This is a genomic window from Azospirillum sp. B21 (assembly GCF_008364825.1).
Taxonomy (GTDB): domain Bacteria; phylum Pseudomonadota; class Alphaproteobacteria; order Azospirillales; family Azospirillaceae; genus Azospirillum.
The window spans coordinates 1-18,568 of the sequence record NZ_VTTO01000016.1; the positions used below are offsets into that span (position 1 = coordinate 1).

The 18,568-nt window shown below is 67.7% G+C and carries 17 protein-coding genes; 5 read left to right on the forward strand and 12 right to left on the reverse strand.

Annotated features, from left to right (window positions below; all coding sequences use genetic code 11):
• The 3 genes from FZ983_RS26450 to ald form a co-directional block, all read right to left on the reverse strand.
• Positions 1-280: DUF3382 domain-containing protein (locus tag FZ983_RS26450; RefSeq protein ID WP_149227011.1), on the reverse strand; the 280-nt coding region annotated here is incomplete at its 3' end.
• 5 nt (positions 281-285) lie between these two features.
• Positions 286-1,191: a branched-chain amino acid ABC transporter permease LivH gene (locus tag FZ983_RS26455; RefSeq protein ID WP_149227013.1), complete on the reverse strand. Its 906-nt coding sequence runs from the start codon at positions 1,189-1,191 to the stop codon at positions 286-288.
• Between the two features lie 757 nt (positions 1,192-1,948).
• Entirely contained in the window at positions 1,949-3,070 is a 1,122-nt protein-coding gene (gene ald, locus FZ983_RS26465) for an alanine dehydrogenase (RefSeq protein WP_149227215.1), read from the reverse strand.
• A 206-nt stretch (positions 3,071-3,276) separates the two neighbouring features.
• Here ald and FZ983_RS26470 point away from each other — a divergent pair, with 206 nt between their 5' ends.
• Positions 3,277-3,756, forward strand: coding sequence for an Lrp/AsnC family transcriptional regulator (locus FZ983_RS26470; protein ID WP_149227017.1), 480 nt, complete (start codon positions 3,277-3,279; stop codon positions 3,754-3,756).
• Positions 3,757-4,169: 413 nt separating this feature from the next.
• On the forward strand, positions 4,170-4,592 hold the full coding sequence (rnk, locus tag FZ983_RS26475) for a nucleoside diphosphate kinase regulator (protein ID WP_247883991.1): 423 nt from the start codon (positions 4,170-4,172) through the stop codon (positions 4,590-4,592).
• A 119-nt stretch (positions 4,593-4,711) separates the two neighbouring features.
• Here rnk and FZ983_RS26480 read toward each other — a convergent pair whose 3' ends face one another.
• A complete protein-coding gene (locus FZ983_RS26480) occupies positions 4,712-5,932 on the reverse strand; it encodes a DNA polymerase IV (protein WP_149227021.1) in 1,221 nt (406 codons plus the stop codon).
• Between the two features lie 236 nt (positions 5,933-6,168).
• On the opposite strand from FZ983_RS26480, the gene FZ983_RS26485 reads away from it, so the two are divergent.
• Positions 6,169-7,008 (forward strand): hypothetical protein, encoded by an 840-nt coding sequence (locus FZ983_RS26485; protein WP_149227023.1) that lies wholly within the window; start codon positions 6,169-6,171, stop codon positions 7,006-7,008.
• A 9-nt stretch (positions 7,009-7,017) separates the two neighbouring features.
• On the opposite strand, the gene FZ983_RS26490 is transcribed toward FZ983_RS26485, so the two are convergent.
• On the reverse strand, positions 7,018-7,689 hold the full coding sequence (locus FZ983_RS26490) for a response regulator transcription factor (RefSeq protein ID WP_149227025.1): 672 nt from the start codon (positions 7,687-7,689) through the stop codon (positions 7,018-7,020).
• A 54-nt stretch (positions 7,690-7,743) separates the two neighbouring features.
• Complete coding sequence (locus FZ983_RS26495) at positions 7,744-11,286, reverse strand: PAS domain-containing hybrid sensor histidine kinase/response regulator (RefSeq protein WP_149227027.1); 3,543 nt, start codon at positions 11,284-11,286, stop codon at positions 7,744-7,746.
• A 258-nt stretch (positions 11,287-11,544) separates the two neighbouring features.
• On the opposite strand from FZ983_RS26495, the gene FZ983_RS26500 reads away from it, so the two are divergent.
• Positions 11,545-11,793: a hypothetical protein gene (locus FZ983_RS26500; protein ID WP_111070105.1), complete on the forward strand. Its 249-nt coding sequence runs from the start codon at positions 11,545-11,547 to the stop codon at positions 11,791-11,793.
• A 106-nt stretch (positions 11,794-11,899) separates the two neighbouring features.
• Here FZ983_RS26500 and FZ983_RS26505 read toward each other — a convergent pair whose 3' ends face one another.
• The 3 genes from FZ983_RS26505 to FZ983_RS26515 form a co-directional block, all read right to left on the reverse strand.
• On the reverse strand, positions 11,900-12,190 hold the full coding sequence (locus FZ983_RS26505) for a hypothetical protein (RefSeq protein WP_149227029.1): 291 nt from the start codon (positions 12,188-12,190) through the stop codon (positions 11,900-11,902).
• Between the two features lie 93 nt (positions 12,191-12,283).
• Positions 12,284-12,532: a hypothetical protein gene (locus FZ983_RS26510; protein ID WP_085092051.1), complete on the reverse strand. Its 249-nt coding sequence runs from the start codon at positions 12,530-12,532 to the stop codon at positions 12,284-12,286.
• Between the two features lie 348 nt (positions 12,533-12,880).
• The gene (locus FZ983_RS26515; RefSeq protein ID WP_188092524.1) at positions 12,881-13,306 is read right to left on the reverse strand and encodes a TerB family tellurite resistance protein; all 426 of its coding nucleotides are present in this window, start codon (positions 13,304-13,306) and stop codon (positions 12,881-12,883) included.
• Positions 13,307-13,570: 264 nt separating this feature from the next.
• On the opposite strand from FZ983_RS26515, the gene FZ983_RS26520 reads away from it, so the two are divergent.
• Positions 13,571-16,270: a response regulator gene (locus FZ983_RS26520; RefSeq protein WP_149227031.1), complete on the forward strand. Its 2,700-nt coding sequence runs from the start codon at positions 13,571-13,573 to the stop codon at positions 16,268-16,270.
• A 54-nt stretch (positions 16,271-16,324) separates the two neighbouring features.
• Here the strand turns inward: FZ983_RS26520 and FZ983_RS26525 are convergent, their stop codons facing one another.
• The 3 genes from FZ983_RS26525 to FZ983_RS26535 form a co-directional block, all read right to left on the reverse strand.
• Positions 16,325-16,639, reverse strand: a complete 315-nt coding sequence (locus tag FZ983_RS26525) for a hypothetical protein (protein ID WP_149227033.1) — start codon at positions 16,637-16,639, stop codon at positions 16,325-16,327.
• A gap of 143 nt (positions 16,640-16,782) precedes the next feature.
• On the reverse strand, positions 16,783-17,796 hold the full coding sequence (locus FZ983_RS26530) for an inorganic phosphate transporter (protein WP_149227035.1): 1,014 nt from the start codon (positions 17,794-17,796) through the stop codon (positions 16,783-16,785).
• A 10-nt stretch (positions 17,797-17,806) separates the two neighbouring features.
• A complete protein-coding gene (locus FZ983_RS26535) occupies positions 17,807-18,451 on the reverse strand; it encodes a DUF47 family protein (RefSeq protein WP_108548800.1) in 645 nt (214 codons plus the stop codon).
• Between the last annotated feature and the right edge of the window lie 117 nt (positions 18,452-18,568).

The window sequence follows — 18,568 nt, forward strand, 5'->3', positions numbered from 1 at the left end:
GCAGCGCCAGGATCAGCACCGGCAGCGCCATGCCCTGGCGGATCAGCCCCAGCCCGAGGCGGCCGAAGAAGACCAGCGCGATGGAGGCGATCACCTCCTCCGGCCGGGCTTCGATGCCGAGCCCGGTGGGGCGGTCGACCGTGCGCAAGCCCACCAGCGGCACGGTCAGCAGCAATGCCACGAAGGCGGCGAGGCCGGCGTCCTTGATCGTGGCGGCCCAGTCGACGCCGCGGGCAGCGCCGCCCGCGGCGGACGAGACGGTGTTGGAGTGCATGGTCATGGCGCTTACACCTTCTCGATCTCGGGCCGGCCGAGCAGGCCGGTGGGCCGGAAGATCAGGACGAGGACGAGGATGGAGAAGGTTGCGACGTCCTTCCATTCGGAGCCGACATAGCCGGACCAGAAGGCCTCGATCAGGCCGATGACCACGCCGCCGAGCATGGCGCCGGGCAGCGAGCCGACCCCGCCGAGCACGGCGGCGGTGAAGCTTTTCACCCCGGCCAGGAAGCCGATGTAGAAGTCGATGACGCCATAGATCAGCAGCACCATCATGCCGGCGACGGCGGCGAGGGCTGCGCCCATGACGAAGGTCAGCGAGATGACGCGGTCGACGTTGACGCCGAGCAGCCCGGCCATCTTCTTGTCCTGCTCGCAGGCGCGCTGGGCGCGTCCCAGCGAGGTGCGGTTGATCAGCATGGTGAAGCCGACCATCAGGACCAGGGTGATGACGATGGTGGCGAGGCGCACGTAGCTGACGGAGACGGCGCCGTCCATCAGGGTGAGGTTGCCGGGCAGGATGGGCTGCAGCGGCTTGGAGCGGGCGCCCTGGAGGAGCTGGATGTAGTTCTGCAGGAAGATCGACATGCCGATGGCGGAGATCAGCGGCGCCAGCCGGGGTGAGGAGCGCAGGGGCCGGTAGGCGATGCGCTCGACCGTCCAGCCATAGACGCTGGTGAACAGCATGGAGGCGAGCAGCATGACCAGCAGGGCCAGAGGCACCCAGGTGATGCCGAGCGCGCCGATGGCCAGGAAGGTGATCAGCGCCACGAAGGAGCCGATCATGTAAATCTCGCCATGGGCGAAGTTGATCATCCCGATGATGCCGTACACCATCGTGTAGCCGATCGCGATCAGGCCGTAAATCGCCCCAAGCGACAAGCCGTTGATCAATTGCTGTATGAAATAATCCATCAGGCGCTCTTCTCCCACTCTCCCAGATCACCGAATAGGCAGGCACTCAAAAAACTGGATTGAGCCGTGTGCGGCGGCGGAGTTCCGATCCGGATGAACGGGGGAGAACATCCAGGACCAAGGCAGGGGACGCTTGGAACCCCGCCGCCGCACCCGGTTCTTGCCGAAGCCCCGCCGGATGCGGGATCCGGCGGGGCTTCGGTCAAAGGCGGTATGGGGGACCCGTGCGGGTCTGCATGTGGAGGGCCGGGATGGTCCGGCGGCCCGGAATCGGACCAACGGCCATCAGGACGAGCGGCGACGTCATCCGGACGCGCGACACTGTCGCGGGGGCGCGGTCCCGCACCCGGGCGGCATTCCGTCGTTCGGCCATGGTCAACAGCTCCCACTTGCGCGGCACGGCTTGCGGCCGTGGCGTCCCCACCGGCATGGCTGCCGGGCAAACCTGTTGTGAATCGGCCGGATCGGACGGAACGGCCGTCCGGCCCAGCCCAGTCGGCGAAAGGCGCCGAGCCTTACCCTGTTCTATTCTGTTCTTGGCCTCTCACCCCGGCACTTGGGTGCCGGTGGCGGATGCTGCCCTTTTTCTTGTCACAGACAGGTAAAGCAACTTGATCCGTAGGCGCAACACTCTCTTTCCTGCGGCGGAAAAAAACAACATTCCTCGCGCTGTCGATATCGATTTCAGAACGAAATTTCTGAAATCGATATTTTTGTCGAATTTCGTTCAGTTCTTTGTCAACAGCTGTTCACATGTTCAGCCGACCAGCCCGCGGGGGTCGGTGAAGGGCTGACCCAGGGCGTCGGCGACCGCCGCGTAGGTCAAGTGACCGGCATGGACGTTCAGTCCCTCCAGCAGGTGAGGATCCTCGGCAAGCGCCCGCTTCCACCCCTTGCCGGCGAGCGCCTGGACGAAGGGCAGGGTGGCGTGGTTCAGCGCCTCGGTGCTGGTGCGGGCGACCGCACCCGGCATGTTGGCGACGCAGTAATGGACGACCCCGTCCACCACATAGGTCGGGTCGGAATGGGTGGTGGCGTGGCTGGTCTCGAAGCAGCCGCCCTGGTCGATGGCGACGTCCACCAGAACCGAACCGCGGCGCATACCGGCCAACTGGTCGCGGCGGACCAGCTTCGGCGCCGCCGCCCCCGGCACCAGCACGGCGCCGATCACCAGATCGCTGTCGGCGACCAAGCGGTCGAGCGTGTCGGCCGAGGCATAGACGGTCTTCAGCCGCGGCCCGAACAGGTCGTCGAGCTGGGCCAGCCGGGGCATGGAACGGTCGGCGATGGTCACGTCGGCGCCCAGACCCATCGCCATGCGGGCGGCATTGGCGCCGACCACGCCGCCGCCGATGACCAGCACCTTGCCGGGCAGAACGCCGGGCACGCCGCCCAGCAGGATGCCGGAGCCGCCGTTGCTTTTCTGCAATGCTACGGCGCCGACCTGGATCGCCATGCGGCCGGCGATCTCCGACATCGGCGCCAGCAGCGGCAAGCGGCCGGCGCGGTCGGTGACGGTCTCGTAGGCGATGGCGGTGCAGCCGCTTTCCATCAGCAGCCGGGCCTGTTCCGGATCGGGGGCGAGGTGCAGGTAGGTGAACAGCACCTGATCCGGTCGCAGCCTGCGACATTCCGCCGGCTGCGGTTCCTTCACCTTCACGATAAGGTCGGCCTTCGCGAACACCTCTTCGGCGGACCCGGCGATCTCGGCCCCCGCTGCGCGGTAGGCCTCGTCGGAAAAGCCGATCTCGGCGCCGGCGCCGCTCTGCACCAGCAGGGCATGGCCGTCCGCCGCCAGTTCGCGGACCGATGCCGGCGTCAGCCCGACACGGTACTCGTGGTTCTTGATTTCCTTGGGCACGCCGATGCGCGTGACCATGCAAGAAGTGACCATGAGAGTTCTCCCCGATGCGAACCCCCGTCGAACCCGATCTGGTGTCACTGGAAACCATCGGTCAGGCGGATTGTCTCGGATAGGCCACTATACGTCCGTCCGATCGGGTGAATCTCTGCAAAGCCTTGCATGAATCCCCCATAGTGTGGTGGAGCTTTCGCAGAATCCTCCACGTCTTCGAATAAAGTTGCATGCACGCCCTGGACGCCCTGGACCACAAGATCCTGCGCCTTCTCCGCAAGGATGGCCGGATGAGCAACGCCAAGCTGGCGGCGGAGGTCGGGCTTTCGCCATCGGCCTGCCTGCGCCGCCTGCACATGCTGGAGCATTCCGGCGTGATCCGCGGCTATACCGCCATCATCGAGACGGCGGACGAGGAGCGGTCAGTCACCGTCATCGTCCAGATCACGCTGGAACGTCAGACCGAGGAGTATCTGCGCCGCTTCGACACCGCGGTGCGCCGCTGTCCGGAGGTGCGGGAGTGCTACCTGCTGTCGGGCAGTTCGGATTATCTGCTGCGGGTGGTGGCGCAGGACCCGGCCGACTATGACCGCATCTACAAGGACTCGCTGTCGCGCCTGCCCGGCGTCCAGCGCATCCAGTCCAGTTTCGCCATCCGCAGCGTGGTGCGCCCCGGCAGCCTGCCGGCGCTGGAGGAACAGGCGGACTGACCGTTGCGGGAACGTCTTCCTCTTGCCCAAGGGCGCGCGTTCGCTCCGGAAGGGCTTGCTTCAGGGAGTGGGAGGGGCCGCGTGCCCCCGTCGTGATCGGGTAATCCTTGAATTCCGGAGCGAACCTGTCCAAGCTTGGGGAACCATGACACTGCCGCCCCGCCAAATCCGTAACCTCCTGCGTGCAGGCCGCGTTCACGCAGGCTCGCCCGCCCCGGATCTGGTCGCCTGAGGCAAGGCTCCCGGACCGTCCGGGGCCAACATAGTCTCCGAATCCAAGAGATCCGCTCGAACCGCATCCATGCGGCCGCGGGGTTATCACGTGCAACCGCTGCATGACCGATGAGGCGTCCACCGGGGGGCGCCGCCTGGCGGTCGCTTGCGCATGCCGAGAAAAGCAAAGGAAGACTTTGATGCGTCCCGCAGACCAGTTTCCGCCCATCGTGCTGACCGCCACCGACCATGACCGCCTCTCGGCTCTGGTAGAGGCCGTTTCCGAGAGGTTGCCCGATGTATACGAGTACCTCACGGTCGAACTGGAGCGCGCGGCGGTGATCGATGCCAGCGAACTCGTGACGCCGGTGGTCACGATGGGCGCACGCGTGGCGTTCCGGGACGAGGTAACCGGGCAGGAGCGGACTGTCACCCTGGTTTATCCGCGTGATGCTGACCTCGCGACCGGTCGGGTGTCGGTGCTGACTCCCATTGGCGCGGCCCTCATTGGCGTCGCGGAAGGACAGTCGATCACATGGTACACGCGCGAGGGCGAGGCGAAGACCCTGACCGTTTTGGCCGTCGAGCCTCCCATTGCGGACGGGGGCGCCGTCGCCGCATGATCCGCGGTCGGGAGAGCGACTGCACGCCCATCCTCCAGCCTCGCGACGTTGCTCCCGTTCGTGCCGTCTGATGGGAAATACAGCCATGTGTCAAGGCCGCTGATCTTTCATGCCACCTCTCACCCGAACAGATCGAGTTCCGGATCCGGTGCGGTTTCCGGGTGGGTCAGGTCGGTGCAGCCGATGCCGATCAGGCGGAAGGCGCGGCCGTCCACCTCGCGTTCCAGGAGCGCGACGCCGGCGGCCAGGATCGCGTCGGCTGAGCGGGTCGGCTCCACCCGGCGGGAGCGGGTCAGCTGCTGGAAATCCTTGGTCTTCAGCTTCAGCACCACGCTGCGGCCCAGCAGCCCTTCGCGTTCCAGCCGGCGGGCGACCTTGTCGGCCAGAGGGCGAAGCTCCTGCGCCAGGGCGGGTAGGGTGGTGACGTCCCAGTCGAAGGTTTCCTCCGACGAGATGCTCTTGCTTGGCGACTCAGGGGTCACCCGGCGGGAATCCTCGCCGCGGGAGTAGCTGTACAGCACCCGGCCCATGGCGCCGTAGCGCTTGACCAGCCAATGTTCGTCCTTGTCCTGCAGGTCGCCGACGCGGGTGATGCCGTCGGCGAACAGCTTGCGCTCCAGCGCCGGGCCGACGCCCCACAGTATGGTGACCCGCTTGGGCGCCAGGAAGCCCGCCGCCTCCGCCCGGCCGAGAGCGGAAAAGCCGCGCGGCTTGTCGAGGTCCGATGCGATCTTCGCCAGCAGCTTGTTGTAGCTGAGGCCGATGGAGGCGGTGATGCGCAGCTCCTGCTCGAAGCGGCGGACGATCTCCACCAGCGCCTGGGCCGGGCTGATGCTGAGACGGTCCTCGACGCCGGTGAGGTCGAGATAGGCCTCGTCGATGCTGATCGGCTCCACCAGGGGGGTGAAGGCCTCCATGATCGCGCGGGCCTGATGGCCGACCTCTTTGTATTTGGCGATGTTGGGACGGATGATGGTGGCATCGGGGCAGCGGTCCAGCGCCTCGCGGATCGTCATGGCGGAGCGGACGCCCGACATTCGCGCGACATAGCAGCAGGCGGCGACCACCCCGCGATGGTCATCGCCGCCGACGATCACCGGCCGGCTCGCCAGTTCCGGCCGGTCGCGCTTCTCCACCGTGGCATAGAAGCTGTCGCAGTCGATGTGGCCGATGGACAGGCTGTGCAGTTCCGCATGGCGGAACAGCCGCCGGCTGCCGCATTTCGGGCAGCGCGTGACCTCGCCCTGGCCTGCGCTTGATGGGGCGGCGGCGCAGTCGCGGCAGACGCAGTGCCGGGCATTGTGCGGTTCGCCGCCGGTCGGTTCGGTTGGGGCGATCATTGCTGGCCCGTGGCTTTCATTCCGGCTTTCGGAGAAGCCACAGTAGCAACTCGCGGCGGCGGCGGCCATAGGACGAGCACATAAGGAGAACGTGCTCCGCGGTCTCTATCGGCGAGCTAGAGGGCCGAGTGCGATCACACCACCAAGCCGGAAAGAGAAGCGGCCATCCGCCCATCTCCTATGACATGCACTCGGCATCGGCTATAATTTTCCGGTTACCCTTTGGGAGATCTGTAGTGCGCGCAAAATCTCAGGTCACAGCTTTGTTGGGGAAAATCTATAATAGAGTTTTGGTCGTTAGAAAAGAGAGCGAGACAGATCCGAAGAAAATTTCTGAGCTTCTGGATCTGCTGGTCCAATACAAGCACTTTGCGCTCTTCGCACAGCTTTTTGACAATAGCCCCATGACCGTGAAGAGTGGAATTTTCGAAGGGCTTTTGTACGATCCTCCTATATTCGAAGGCAGCCTGTTCCCCCGCCTGCTGGGGACATACGAAGCGAATCTGCAACCGCATATCGTTGGGCTGGGCGATCGCGGCTATGGGGTTGTTCTCAATATCGGCTGCGCCGAAGGCTACTACGCGGCAGGACTAGGGCGCATGTTTCCCGATGCGGTTGTGCATGCCTATGAAATTCAGGCGCATCTGCGTGAGGCATGTGCCGTCATCGCTGCGGACAACGGATTGGCATCCCGGATCCGCCTGGGAGCGGAATTCGTTCCGGGACAGTCGGAGGTCCCGGTGGAAAAGAAGGTCCTGCTGTTTTGCGACATCGAGGGCGGCGAGTTCACCCTGCTGAACCTCGACAGCTTCCCGCAACTTGCCGACCTGGACATGGTCGTCGAGGTGCATCCGAGCGGCGACCGCAGCCTGGACGGATTCATGAGCCGGTTCCATGCAACCCATGACATCGAAATCGTCGATCTCAGCCGGCGTGTCGTCGCGGCTCCGCCGATCATCAGAGGAATCGGGGATTTCAACCAGCTCCTGTCGATCTGCGAATTCCGTGGGTCGGAGACGCCATGGGTCATTCTGAGGTCGAAAACCCTGGGTGGCGGGCAAAGGACCATCAGCTGACACCGTCTTCTACCGCAGCACATCCCCGCCCACCGCCAGCCGGCCGGCGACCACGGCGGCCTGGGTGCGGCTGACCACGTTCAGCTTGCGCAGGATGCTGGAGACGTGGACCTTCACCGTCTGCTCCGATACGTTCAGCTCGCCGGCGATCTGCTTGTTCAGCTTGCCGTCGACGATCATGGTCAGGATGCGCAGCTGCTGCGGCGACAGCGAGGCGAAGCGGCGGGCGGCATCGGCCTCGTCGGCTTCGGATGAGGCGGCGGACAGCGGCGGCGCCCAGGTCTCGCCGGACAGGATGGCGCGGATGGCGTCGGCCATCGCCGGCATCGACAGCGATTTGGGAATGTAGCCCGAGGCGCCATAGGCCAGCGCCCGGCGGATGGTGTCGGAGTCCTGAAGCGCCGACAGGATGGCGACCGGCACGGTCGGGTGGTGGGCTAGCATCATGAACAGGCCTGCGAAGCCGTGGGTGCCGGGCATGTTGAGGTCGAGCAGCACGAGGTCGATGTCGGCCGGCCGCCGCCCCACCGCGGTCATCACCGAGTCGAGGTCCGGGCATTCGATCACCCGCACCTCCGGCATCGCCTTGCCCAGCGCGTCGCGCAGCGCCGCCTGCACCAGCGGGTGGTCGTCGCCGATGACGATGGTCGTTCCTTCTCCCGTTGCGCTGTCCTCGCCCATGGCTTCCGCACTCCCCCCCATTCGCGGCCGTCCGGCTTTTGTCCGGTTCCGGCCTTACCGTTCGGCCACGGCAGACGTCTGCAGGGCCGCTCCGTTCAGGAAGCGGCGCAGCGACGCCGGCTTCACCGGTTTGTAGAGCACGCCGCAGCCGCAACGCTCCGCCTCGGCCCGCACCGCTTCGGACCGGTCGGCGGTCAGCAGCAGCCCCTTGACCGGACGGCCCCACAATTCCCGCAACCGCTGCAGAACCGCAAGCCCCGTCTGCCCGCCTCCGACGTGATAGTCCACGCAGACCACGTCGGGAAGCGCGCCGTCGAAGGGGGCGAGCGCCGCCAGCGCGCCGGACACGTCCGACGCCGTCGCCACCCGGCAGCCCCATTGGCCGAGCAGGGCGCGCAAGCCGGCCAGGATCGGCTCCTCATTGTCGATGCACAGCACCAGCAGTCCGGCCGACAGGGCGGTGGGGACGGAGACCGGGCGGACGACCGGGGCGGCGCGCGCCTGCTCCATCGGCACCTCCACGGTGAAGCCGGTGCCGCGCCCGACGGTGGAGCGCATGCTGACCGGATGGCCGAGCAGCCGGGCGATGCGGTCGACGATGGCGAGGCCCAGCCCCAACCCCTTGTCGGTCGGGTCGCCGTTGCCGTCTTCACCGCCCAGCCGGCGGAACTCCTCGAACACCTCGTGGTGCCTGGACTCGGGGATGCCGGGGCCGGTGTCCCACACCTCGATGCGCAGGCGGTCGCCATGAATGGGGTCGCGGTGGCGGCGGCAGCCGAGCAGCACCCGGCCCTTGGGCGTGTAGCGGATGGCGTTGGACAGGAAATTCTGCAGCACCCGGCGCAGCAGCTGCGGATCCGACCGCACCGCGGCGCCGCAGCCGACCACCTTCAGCGTCAGCCCGCGTTCCTGCGCCAGGGCGGAGAACTCCACACCCAGCCCGCCCAGCAATTCGTCGATGGCGAAGCTGCGCATCTGCACCCGGACATTGCCGGCATCCAGCGAGGAGATGTCGAGCAGCCCGCCCAGCAGCATCTCGGTGGAGCGCAGGGCGGCGGCGGCATTGTCGATCATGCCGCATTCGGACACCCGCTGCTCCACCGTCGGCAAGGGAACGCGGATGCTTTCCTCCAGTGCCGAGACGAACAGGCGGGCGGCGTTCAGCGGCTGCAGCAGGTCGTGGCTGGCGGCGGCGAGGAAGCGGGTCTTGCTGGCGTTGGCCGCCTCGGCCTCCGCCTTGGCCTGCTGCAGGGCGTCGGTGCGTTCCTGCACCCGGTGCTCCAGGCTTTCGTTGGCCTCGCGCAGGGCCTCGGCGGCGCGGTAGCGCTCGGTCACGTCGGTGTAGGTGGAGACGTAGCCGCCCTCCGGCAGGGGGTTGGCGACGATCTCCAGCACCGTGCCGTCGGGCCGGCGCCGCTCGTAGCGGTAGGGCCATTGCAGGTTGGCGGTGTCGCGGTTGGTCAGCAGCGCCTTCATGTCGTGGGCGCTGTATTCGCCGCGCCGCTCGTTGAAGCGGACCAGATCGGCGAAGGGCACGCCCACCCGCACCATGTCGGCCGGCAGGTCGAGCAGTTCCAGATAGCGGTGGTTCCAGGCGGCGATGCGGTGATCGGCGTCGATCACGCAGATGCCCTGGCCGATGTTCTCCAACGTCGCCTGCAGCAGCTTGCGGTTGAAGCGCAGCGCCTCCGACGCCTCGTCCAGCATCGCCATGGCGTCGCCGCGCGACAGCGAGCGGCCCTGGAGCGAGGCCGCCATCACCACCCGCGCCGACGCCGCACCGATGGCGCCGGCGATCAGCGTCTCGGTGAAGCGGACGGCGTCGAGGTCGGCCGGGCCGGTTTCGCCCTTACGGCCGGCAGCATAAGCATCGAAGGCGGCGTTGCCCCGCTCCGCCCCGACGAAGCGGATTGCCAGTGCACGCAGGTCGGCCAGCTTGGCGAGCGCCTGGGGGGTGTCGTCGTCGTCCTGGTCGGCGGTGGCGGTGGTGTAGAAGACGGCCTGGGTGCGCTCCACCGCGCTGGGCCGGGCGAGCAGGGAGCCGGCGACGAAGGCGATCAGGTTGGCGAGCAGGCTCCACAGGCTGGCGTGGGAGATCGGGTCCAGCCCCTCGATCCCGAACAGCGCCTGCGGGCGCAGCCAGCCGATGCCCCAGGGGCCGACATCGAACAGCGCGTCGGGCACCGGGACGATGCGGGCCATCGACGGCACCAGCAGGGTGTAGACCCACAGCAGGAAGCCGGCGCCCAGCCCCGCCAGCGCCCCCACCCTGTTGGCCCGCGGCCAGTAGAGCCCGCCGAAGAAGGCCGGCCCGAACTGTGCCACCGCGACGAAGGAGAGGAGGCCGATGACGGTCAGCGGGTAATCGCGGTCGACCAGCCGGTGCATCACATAGGCCAGCAGCAGGATGCCCAGCACCGACAGCCGCCGCACCAGAAGCAGCGTGCCGACCATGTCGCGCCGGCCGACGCGGGCGGCGAAGCGCGGGCGGCTGAGCAGCAGCGGCATCGCCACGTCGTTGCACAGCATGGTGCTGAGCGACACCGCGGCGACGATGACCATGCCGGTCGCCGCCGACAGGCCGCCGATGAAGGACAGCAGGCTGAAGCCGCTGGCTCCCGCCGCGATGGGCAGGGTGATCATGAAGGTGTCGGGGTTGATTCCGTCGCCGAAGGTGACGAGGCCGGCCACCGCGATGGGAATCATCAGCGCGCTGAGCGCGACCAGATAGGTCGGATACATCCAGGCGGCGGCACGCAGATGGCGGGGATTGTCGTTCTCCACCGTCATCACATGGTACATCTGCGGCAGGCAGAGGAAGGCGATCAGCGAGATCGCCGTGTTCGACCACCATGTGGGGTCGGAAAAGCTGGGCGACAGCAGCGGTTCCGCCTGCGGCCGGGCGATCAGGTCGGTGTAGCCGTCGAACATGCCCCAGACGATGAAGGCCGCCACCGCCAGGAAGACGGTCAGCTTCACCAGGCTCTCGAAGGCGATGGCCAGCATCAGGCCGCGGTGATGCTCGCTGGCGTTGATGTGACGGACGCCGAACAGGATGGTGAAGACCGCCATCGACAGCGCCACCGCGAAGGCGGTGTCGCCCCAGATCGGCGGCGGCAGGGCCGCCGGCGAGGCCAGGGACGGCGCGGTCAGCACGTCGAAGCTGGCCGCCACCGCCTTCAGCTGGAGCGCGATGTAGGGCAGCACGCCGACCAGCGCCGTCAGCGTCACCAGAGCCGCCACCGCCTGGCTCTTGCCATAGCGCGCACCGATGAAGTCGGCGATGGAGGTGACGTTCTGCGCCTTGGTGATGGCGATGATCTTGGTCAGCACCGGCCTTGCGGCCAGCAGCAGGATCATCGGCGCCAGATAGATCGGCAGGAAATCGAAGCCGCTGGCCGATGCCCGCCCGACCGACCCGTAGAAGCTCCAGCTCGTGTTGTAGATGCAGAGCGTCAGCGCATAGAGGATGCCGGCCGCGCGCGGGGAGGACAGCACCAGCGTTCCGCCCGCGGTGCGCCGGTCTCCCCACCAGGCGATGGCGAACAGCACCCCCAGATAGGCCGCCGACACGGCCAGGACCAGCCAACTCTGCACGACCGACGGACCTCTCGGGAGGGATGGAAAGGAGGATGCAAAAGCCGGCAGACCCTATCCCAATCGCCCCGCCGGCAACAATGTCCGGCCGTCCGCGGCTGGAACCATCGGAGGTCTCCGTCGGTTTACTGCGACGCCGTCGCTGGGAAAGCGTCGCGAAAAGCCCAATCTGTGGCAAGATGGCTTATCGTGAAGGAGCCCGGCCCCTGGTGCCGGACCCGGTGCGTGGGCTGAAACGGAAGACGGACACCCAACAGAATGCTGATAGACGCCTATTTGGGGTTCCGGGTCGGGGACGTGGTCCTGGATCGCGCGGAGCTTGCCGCCGGTACCGCCACCATCAAGGAGATCCACGTCGTCCCGTGCGACTGGGCGCATGGCCTGACCGGCATCGCGGTCATGGAGAACGGCGCCGAGCGCTTCATCGTCCAGCTGAAGAAGGTGCGTCCGACCGAAGAGGTCGAAACCGAAAGCAACGTCCGGCCCCTGCGCCACCGCGCGCGTTGAGCGGAACCGTCATGCGCTGAAAACGGCAAGGCCCGCAGCTCCGGATTGGAGCGGCGGGCCTTCGTTTATGCGGCGGGGGATACCCGGCGGCCCTTCGGCGACGAAGTCAGTGGCGAAGCTGCACGCGCCCCCTGCCCATGCGCGCGTCGTCGACACGGGCGATGGCGGGCAGGCCGCGCAGGAAGGCGGCGCCGGTGTCGGTCGCCTCGAACAGGACATGGCCCTGGCGGTCCTGGCCGCGGAAGCGGGCCTCGGTCGCCATGCCGGCATTGCGGACGGCGGCCGACAGCTCGGACACGGCCTTCCAGATGCGGGCACGATGTTCGGCGGCGCTGGAACAGCCGGAGGAATCCGCGACGGCCAGCGTTACGGTAAAGGAATGAAGCTCGATCGCCATGGTGGCACCACGGAACAGGAATTGCGGGAATGAAGTACCCGGATCGTTCCGGCCATCGGCCGGATACGGCGCCGGCCCTTGGGATCGAGAAACTCAGTCGTAACGGGGAAGCTTCGACAGGACGATGTCGCTGATGAGGCCGCGGAGCTGGCTGACCGGGAGCTGTTCGACCGGTATGCGGACGGCGCGGGCGTAGGTCTCGCAAACGTGCCAGGCGTGGTCGGGTTCGACCAGGATGTGCCGGGCGAGATCTTGATCGTCGGCGTTCGCCCGACCGGGGAGCGCCTTTTCACAGGCCAGAACGGTTTGCACCATGTCGCTGGCCAGACTGTGCAGATTCATGGATGGCACCTTCCCATGTTCGGGAATTGGTTGGGGGTACGAACAGATTAAACCTTCGGACCAGTTCCCACAACGGTGCCTATGACGTTCGGCTGTGACAATTGAACGTTCATGCCACAGCGGGCGCAACGGCAAAGCTGACGGTGGCCGGCCTCTAACCTGCATCAACATAGGTCGGGGCGGTTTATTCCGCCTGTGACCGTTTCGCGGGTCAGACGCGGCAAATTCCGCCGAACTCCTGCGGCAATCCCCTCTTGCGCCGTCCGCGGTTTTCCCCATCCGGGCAAGGCGTTGCCGGCCGTTCCCGGTCCCGGCGGGCCGGGACCGGAAGCCGGCTTCACCCGGCCGTCAGGCGTCCAGCACGGTCCGGCTGTTCTTCACCACCAGCGCCTGGAAATAGGGTTGCAGCTTGGCGTCGTCGAAGCCGAAGGCCTGCTGGAAGCGGATGATCAGGTCGCGTTCCCCCTGCTCCGCCTCGCCGTCGGCCATGGCGCTGTCGATCATGTTCAGCAGGATGCACAGGCGCTGCTGCTCGTTCAGCTTCGGCGCGACCTCTCCCAGGAAGGTGTCGGGCGGGGTGCTGCGCGCGAACTTGAAGCAGCGGTCCAGTTCCTCCCGCGTGGCGTTGCGGCCGAGGACGGAGACCAGATGGCCCACCTCCTCCGGATCGATCTCGCCGTCCGATCCCATGCAGTAGATCAGCGAGACGACCAGCGCCCGGCGCGGGTTCAGCTCCAGCGGAGCGTTGCCCTTGAACATATCGAACAGACCCATGTTCCTACCTCCCCAATGGTCGAGACGCCCGCGCATTTGGGCCCGTGGGGTACCCCGTGCAAGATGGGGGTGGCGGCGATTTTTCTGCGGGAGATCGCCCCATGCCGCCACGGCGCCCCGCTATCGGGGCAAACCCTGAGGCGCGTCGCCGTCGAATAGCGCGCCGGGACGGCGGGATTCATGATAGTTTGGAGCTGAAGCATCGGTTTGGCCGCGTTGGTCGGGCTGCATCGCGCGGCGGGTCGGGGAATTCCGGGAGGATCTGTGGGACGCTTCGTCCGGGGCGCTCTGGTGGTGGTGGTCGTCCTGGCCGCATTGGCCGGCAACGCGGCGCACAGGATCTATTACGACTACCAGGACACTCAGCAGCGCCGCTTCGCCATGGTCCGCGACATGGCCCGGCTGGTGGACGACCATGTCCACCGGACGGTGCGTACGGCCGACATCGCGCTCGACCAGACGGCGGCGATGGTGGCGGAGGCCGGCGGGCCGCAGAAGGTGCGCGACCTGAAGCACTGGACCCGCCTGCGCGAATATGCAGCCCATATCGAGGGCGCGGACGCGATCTGGATCTATGACGCCGACGGCCGCGCCGTCCTGGAATCGGCCAGCTTTCCCAACCGCATCGCCGGCTTCGCCGATCCGGCCGGGCTGGAGGCGCTGCGGAGCGGCATGCGCCTGCATATCGGCGCCGGGCAGCCCGGCCGCACCGGCAGCCAGCCGCTGGTCTTCCCGGTGTCCCGCCCGCTGCATGACGACGAGGGGCGATTCGTCGGCGTGGCGTCCGCGTCGATCCGGGTCGATACCCTCACCGACTTCTACAACATGCTGGGCTTCGAGTTCGATCCGCTGATCGGCGTCTACCGTCCGAACGGCGAGGTCGTCGCCCGCCGCCCGGCGACCGAGGCCTCGGTGGGCCGGTCGGTCGCCGGCGGGCTGCTGTTCCAGAGCAAACTGCGCGAGGCGCCGGAAGGGCAATATCTGTCGCCATCGGTGCTGGACGGCGTGCTGCGCATCGCCGCCTACCGCACGATGCGCGATTACGGGTTGGTGGTGCTGACCGGCATCGACCGGACCGAGGCGATGGCCGCATGGCGCACCCGCACCCTGTACACGGTGGTGGAGACCGTCGTCGGGCTGCTGGCGATCCTGGCGGCGCTGGCCTGGGGCCTGCGTTACCTGGATCGCGAGCGCAAGGCGCAGGTGGCGCTGGCCGAGGCGCGCAACGCGGTGGAGCGGACCAGCGCCGAGCGCGACGAGAGCGCCCGTCTGGCCGCCGCACTCGACCATGCCCGCGACATGGCGGAGACCGCGCGGCGGGCCGCCGAGGCCGCCAACCGCGCCAAGGGCGAATTCCTGGCCGGGCTGAGCCACGAGCTGCGCACCCCGCTGAACGCGGTGATCGGTTTCGCCGACCTGATCGCGCGCGAGGCGGAAGGGCCGGTCGGCACCCCGGTCTACCGGCAATATGCCGCCAATGTCCGCGATTCCGGCCAGCATGTGCTGGAGTTGATCAACGAGATCCTCGACCACGCGCGGGCGGAAGCCGGCGCGCTTCCGATCGAGGAGGGGCGCTGCGACCTGGAGGCGGCGGCCGACTTCGCCGTCCGCATGCTGACCCCGCGGGCGGAGCGTGCCGGCGTGCTGCTGTCGGCGGCGGTGGCGCCTGCGGTGCGGCACCTGCGCGGCGACGACCGGCGCATCCGCCAGATCCTGCTGAACCTGATCGCCAACGGGGTGAAATACACGCCGTCGGGCGGCTCCGTGACCCTGTCTGCCGCTGTGGAGGACGGTGTTCCGGTGATCCGCGTCACCGACACCGGCCTCGGCATTCCGCCCGAGGATGTCGACCGCGTGCTGGAGCCTTTCGCCCGCGTGGACAGTGCCGCCAACCGCGGCATCGAGGGCGCCGGGCTGGGACTGCCGCTGACCAAACGGCTGGTGGAACTGCATGGCGGCACCCTGGCGCTGCGCAGCACGCTGGGCGTCGGAACCACGGTGACGGTGCGCCTGCCGGCTGCCCGCCTGTTGCCCCCGGAACCCCGGCAGGCACCCCGGGCGGCGCCTGCGCCTGTCCCGATTCCTGCCGCCCCGGCCCCAGCCCCGGCCCCAGCGGTGCAGCCGCTGTCGGTCCTGCTGGTGGACGATGACCCGACCGTGCGCGACATGGTGGCCGGGCTGCTGCGCGGCTGGGGGCACCGCGTGATCGCGGCGGCCAATGCCAACGAGGCGCTGGTGATCCTGGACGGGCCGGAGCCGCTGGACCTGATGCTGAGCGACGTGGTCATGCCGCCGGGCATGGACGGTACGGAGCTGGCGCGGCAGGCCGCCCGCATGCGCCCCGGCCTGCCGGTGCTGCTGGCCTCCGGTTTCGCCGCGCATGCCGTCGGCAACCCCGCCGCCTTCGGACCCGAGGTGGCGATGATCGCCAAGCCCTTCTCCATCGACGAACTGCGCCAGCAGCTGGCCCGCATCGCCGGGGCGCGCGGGGCGGCGGTGACTGCGCCTTCCTCCGTCCCGGCGGCTCCCCTGGTTTCCGTGCCGGCTCCCGCCGCACCCCGGCCGGCCGGGCCGCCGCGCCTGCTGATCGCCGAGGATCTGTCGATCAACCGCGAACTGCTGGCCGCCCTGTTCCGTGACAGCGGCTATGGCATCGATCTGGTCGCCGACGGTGCCGAGGCGGTGGAGGCGATGCGGGCCGGCGACTACGATCTGGTGCTGATGGACGTGCAGATGCCGGGCATGGACGGGCTGGAGGCCAGCCGGGCCATCCGTGCGATGCCGCCGCCCCGCGGCGATGTGCCGATCCTGGCGCTGACTGCCGGCTCATCGGAAGAGGAACGGCGCCAGTGCCGCGAGGCCGGCATGAACGGGCACATCGGCAAGCCCTATGACCGCGAGCTCCTGCTGCGTCAGGTCGCCCGCACGCTTGCATCCGACCGCAGCCGTACGGGCGTTGCGTAATCCATCGTGAAATGTCGGGGTGACGCCCCTGCGCGGGAAACTGCCGACTGCCCCTCAGGGCTGCTCGAACACCTGCGGGAAATGGGCGAGGCGGCGGCCGAACAGGCTTTGCGCCGTGGCCTCTCCCGACGTGGAGGTCTGGACCTGGGTCATCGCGGCCGGCATCACCGCGGGCATCGCCGGGGTGGCGGGCAGGGCGCGCGCGGAGGTCGGGCGGGACCGGCGTTCGGACTTCTCGGGCGGGGCGTAGAAATGAAGGGTCAGCTGGCCATCGGCTTCCGCCGCATAGGGCAAGCCGGGAGCCGTCCGGCGTTCGGTGCCGGGAAGCACATACTGCTCGCCTTGGTCGGTGCGTTCGATATGCGGCATGACCGGTATCCTGTCTCCACCGCACCGATCCTGCCGTTCCAGCCCTTCCGGGTCAAGGCCGCGCTGCTGAACGAAGGGTTTATCCGTTCGCGTCGTGTTCCTGCCCCCGATTTCCCGCCCGGCCGGGCGGCCCGGCGGCCCGCTTACGGGGTCAGCAGGCCGGCCACCAGCAGGTAGGACAGGGCGGCGACGATGCCGGAGGCGGGAATTGTCAGCACCCAGGCCCAGACGATTCGGCCCGCCAAGCCCCAGCGCACCGCCGAGGTGCGGCGGGCGGAGCCGACGCCGACGATGGCGCCGGTGATGGTGTGGGTGGTCGAAACCGGAATGCCGAGCCACGTCGCGCCGAACAGCGTGATGGCGCCCGCGGTCTCGGCGCAGAATCCCTGATAGGGCTTCAGGTCGGTGATGCGCGAGCCCATGGTGCGGACGATGCGCCAGCCGCCCATCATGGTGCCCAGCCCCATCGCCGCCTGACAGGTGATGATGACCCAGAAGGGCACGTAGAAGGTATCGCCCAGCATGCCCTGGCTGAACAGCAGAACGGCGATGATGCCCATCGTCTTCTGCGCGTCGTTGCCGCCATGGCCAAGGCTGTAGAGAGCGGCGGAGACGAGCTGGAGATGGCGGAACTGCCGGTCGACCGTGAAGGGGGCGGAGCGGCGCAGCACCCAGGACACCACCAGCATCAACAGCAGGGCCAGCAGCAGGCCGATGCCCGGCGACAGCACGATGGCGACCGCCGTCTTGGTGAAGCCGCTGGCGATGATGGCGCCGAAGCCGGCCTTTGCGATGCCCGCCCCGGCGATGCCGCCGACCAGCGCGTGGGACGACGAGGACGGCAGCCCGAGATACCAGGTGATCAGGTTCCAGCCGATGGCGCCGATCAGCGCCGCCAGGATCACCGCCGGGTCCATCACCAGCGGGTCGACCAGACCGGTGCCGATGGTGGTGGCGACATGCAGGCCGAAGAACAGGAAGGCGATGAAGTTGAAGAAGGCCGCCCACAGCACGGCCAGCTTGGGCGACAGCACGCGGGTCGACACCACGGTGGCGATGGAGTTCGCCGCGTCGTGCAGACCGTTGATGAAGTCGAAGGCGAGCGCCACGAAGACGATGAAGATGATCGCCGGCAGAGCGAGCTGGAGGGCCTCCATTGCCGTCGCCTCAGACCTGATCGAGCGTGATGCCCGCGACCAGGTCGCCGACGTCGTCGCAGCGGTCGGTCACCGCCTCCAGCATCTCGTACAGTTCGCGCCGGCCGAGGAAGGCGATCATGTCCGGCTTCTCGGCGATCAGCGACTGCAGCGCGCTGCGCAGAACGTCGTCGGCCTCGTCCTCCAGGTCCGACATGCGGCCGCAGAGATGGTCGATGCGTTCCGCGTTGCGGGCAATGGCGCCCAGCAGGGGCATCAGTTCCACCATCACGTCGGCCTGCTGGCGGATCAGGACGACGAAGCGGCGCATCGGCTCGTCGAACGTCTCGATGCCGTAGAGGCCGGCATGGCGCGGCACCTCGTCCATCAGGTCGATGGCGTCGTCCAGCGCGTTGATCAGCGACAGGATGTCGGAGCGGTCGAAGGGGGTGATGAAGGCGCGGTGCAGGTCGCGCCCGGCATCCTTGGCGATGCGGTCGGCGTCCTTTTCCACCCGCTTCAGCGCCGCGATCTTCTGCGCCCGCTCCTCCGGTCCTGCGTCCATCACCGCCTCCAGGGCGGCGGCTGCGGCCACGATGTGGCGGGCCTGCTCGACGAACTGGTCGACGAAGCGTTCCTCCTTCGGCATCAGCGAACGGAAAGCGCGCAGCAGCATGGGACGGTGACTCGCGGTAACTGGGGTGATTTGGCGCTGCTCTTAGCACGCTTCGCCGCGCAGTGCAGCGGCGGCATGTCATGTAACAGTCATGAAACAGTCATTTGGTAGCAAAAT

Bases quoted from the DNA above. Each gene is read 5' to 3' on its own strand.
- FZ983_RS26500 (WP_111070105.1), top strand. From the start codon at position 11,545: ATGCTGATAGACGCCTATTTGGGGTTCCGGGTCGGGGACGTGGTCCTG.
- FZ983_RS26515 (WP_188092524.1), bottom strand. From the start codon at position 13,306: ATGGGTCTGTTCGATATGTTCAAGGGCAACGCTCCGCTGGAGCTGAAC.
- FZ983_RS26505 (WP_149227029.1), bottom strand. From the start codon at position 12,190: ATGGCGATCGAGCTTCATTCCTTTACCGTAACGCTGGCCGTCGCGGAT.
- FZ983_RS26480 (WP_149227021.1), bottom strand. From the start codon at position 5,932: ATGATCGCCCCAACCGAACCGACCGGCGGCGAACCGCACAATGCCCGG.
- ald (WP_149227215.1), bottom strand. From the start codon at position 3,070: ATGGTCACGCGCATCGGCGTGCCCAAGGAAATCAAGAACCACGAGTAC.
- FZ983_RS26525 (WP_149227033.1), bottom strand. From the start codon at position 16,639: ATGCCGCATATCGAACGCACCGACCAAGGCGAGCAGTATGTGCTTCCC.
- FZ983_RS26510 (WP_085092051.1), bottom strand. From the start codon at position 12,532: ATGAATCTGCACAGTCTGGCCAGCGACATGGTGCAAACCGTTCTGGCC.
- rnk (WP_247883991.1), top strand. From the start codon at position 4,170: ATGCGTCCCGCAGACCAGTTTCCGCCCATCGTGCTGACCGCCACCGAC.
- FZ983_RS26455 (WP_149227013.1), bottom strand. From the start codon at position 1,191: ATGGATTATTTCATACAGCAATTGATCAACGGCTTGTCGCTTGGGGCG.
- FZ983_RS26535 (WP_108548800.1), bottom strand. From the start codon at position 18,451: ATGCTGCTGCGCGCTTTCCGTTCGCTGATGCCGAAGGAGGAACGCTTC.
- FZ983_RS26530 (WP_149227035.1), bottom strand. From the start codon at position 17,796: ATGGAGGCCCTCCAGCTCGCTCTGCCGGCGATCATCTTCATCGTCTTC.
- FZ983_RS26470 (WP_149227017.1), top strand. From the start codon at position 3,277: ATGCACGCCCTGGACGCCCTGGACCACAAGATCCTGCGCCTTCTCCGC.
- FZ983_RS26490 (WP_149227025.1), bottom strand. From the start codon at position 7,689: ATGGGCGAGGACAGCGCAACGGGAGAAGGAACGACCATCGTCATCGGC.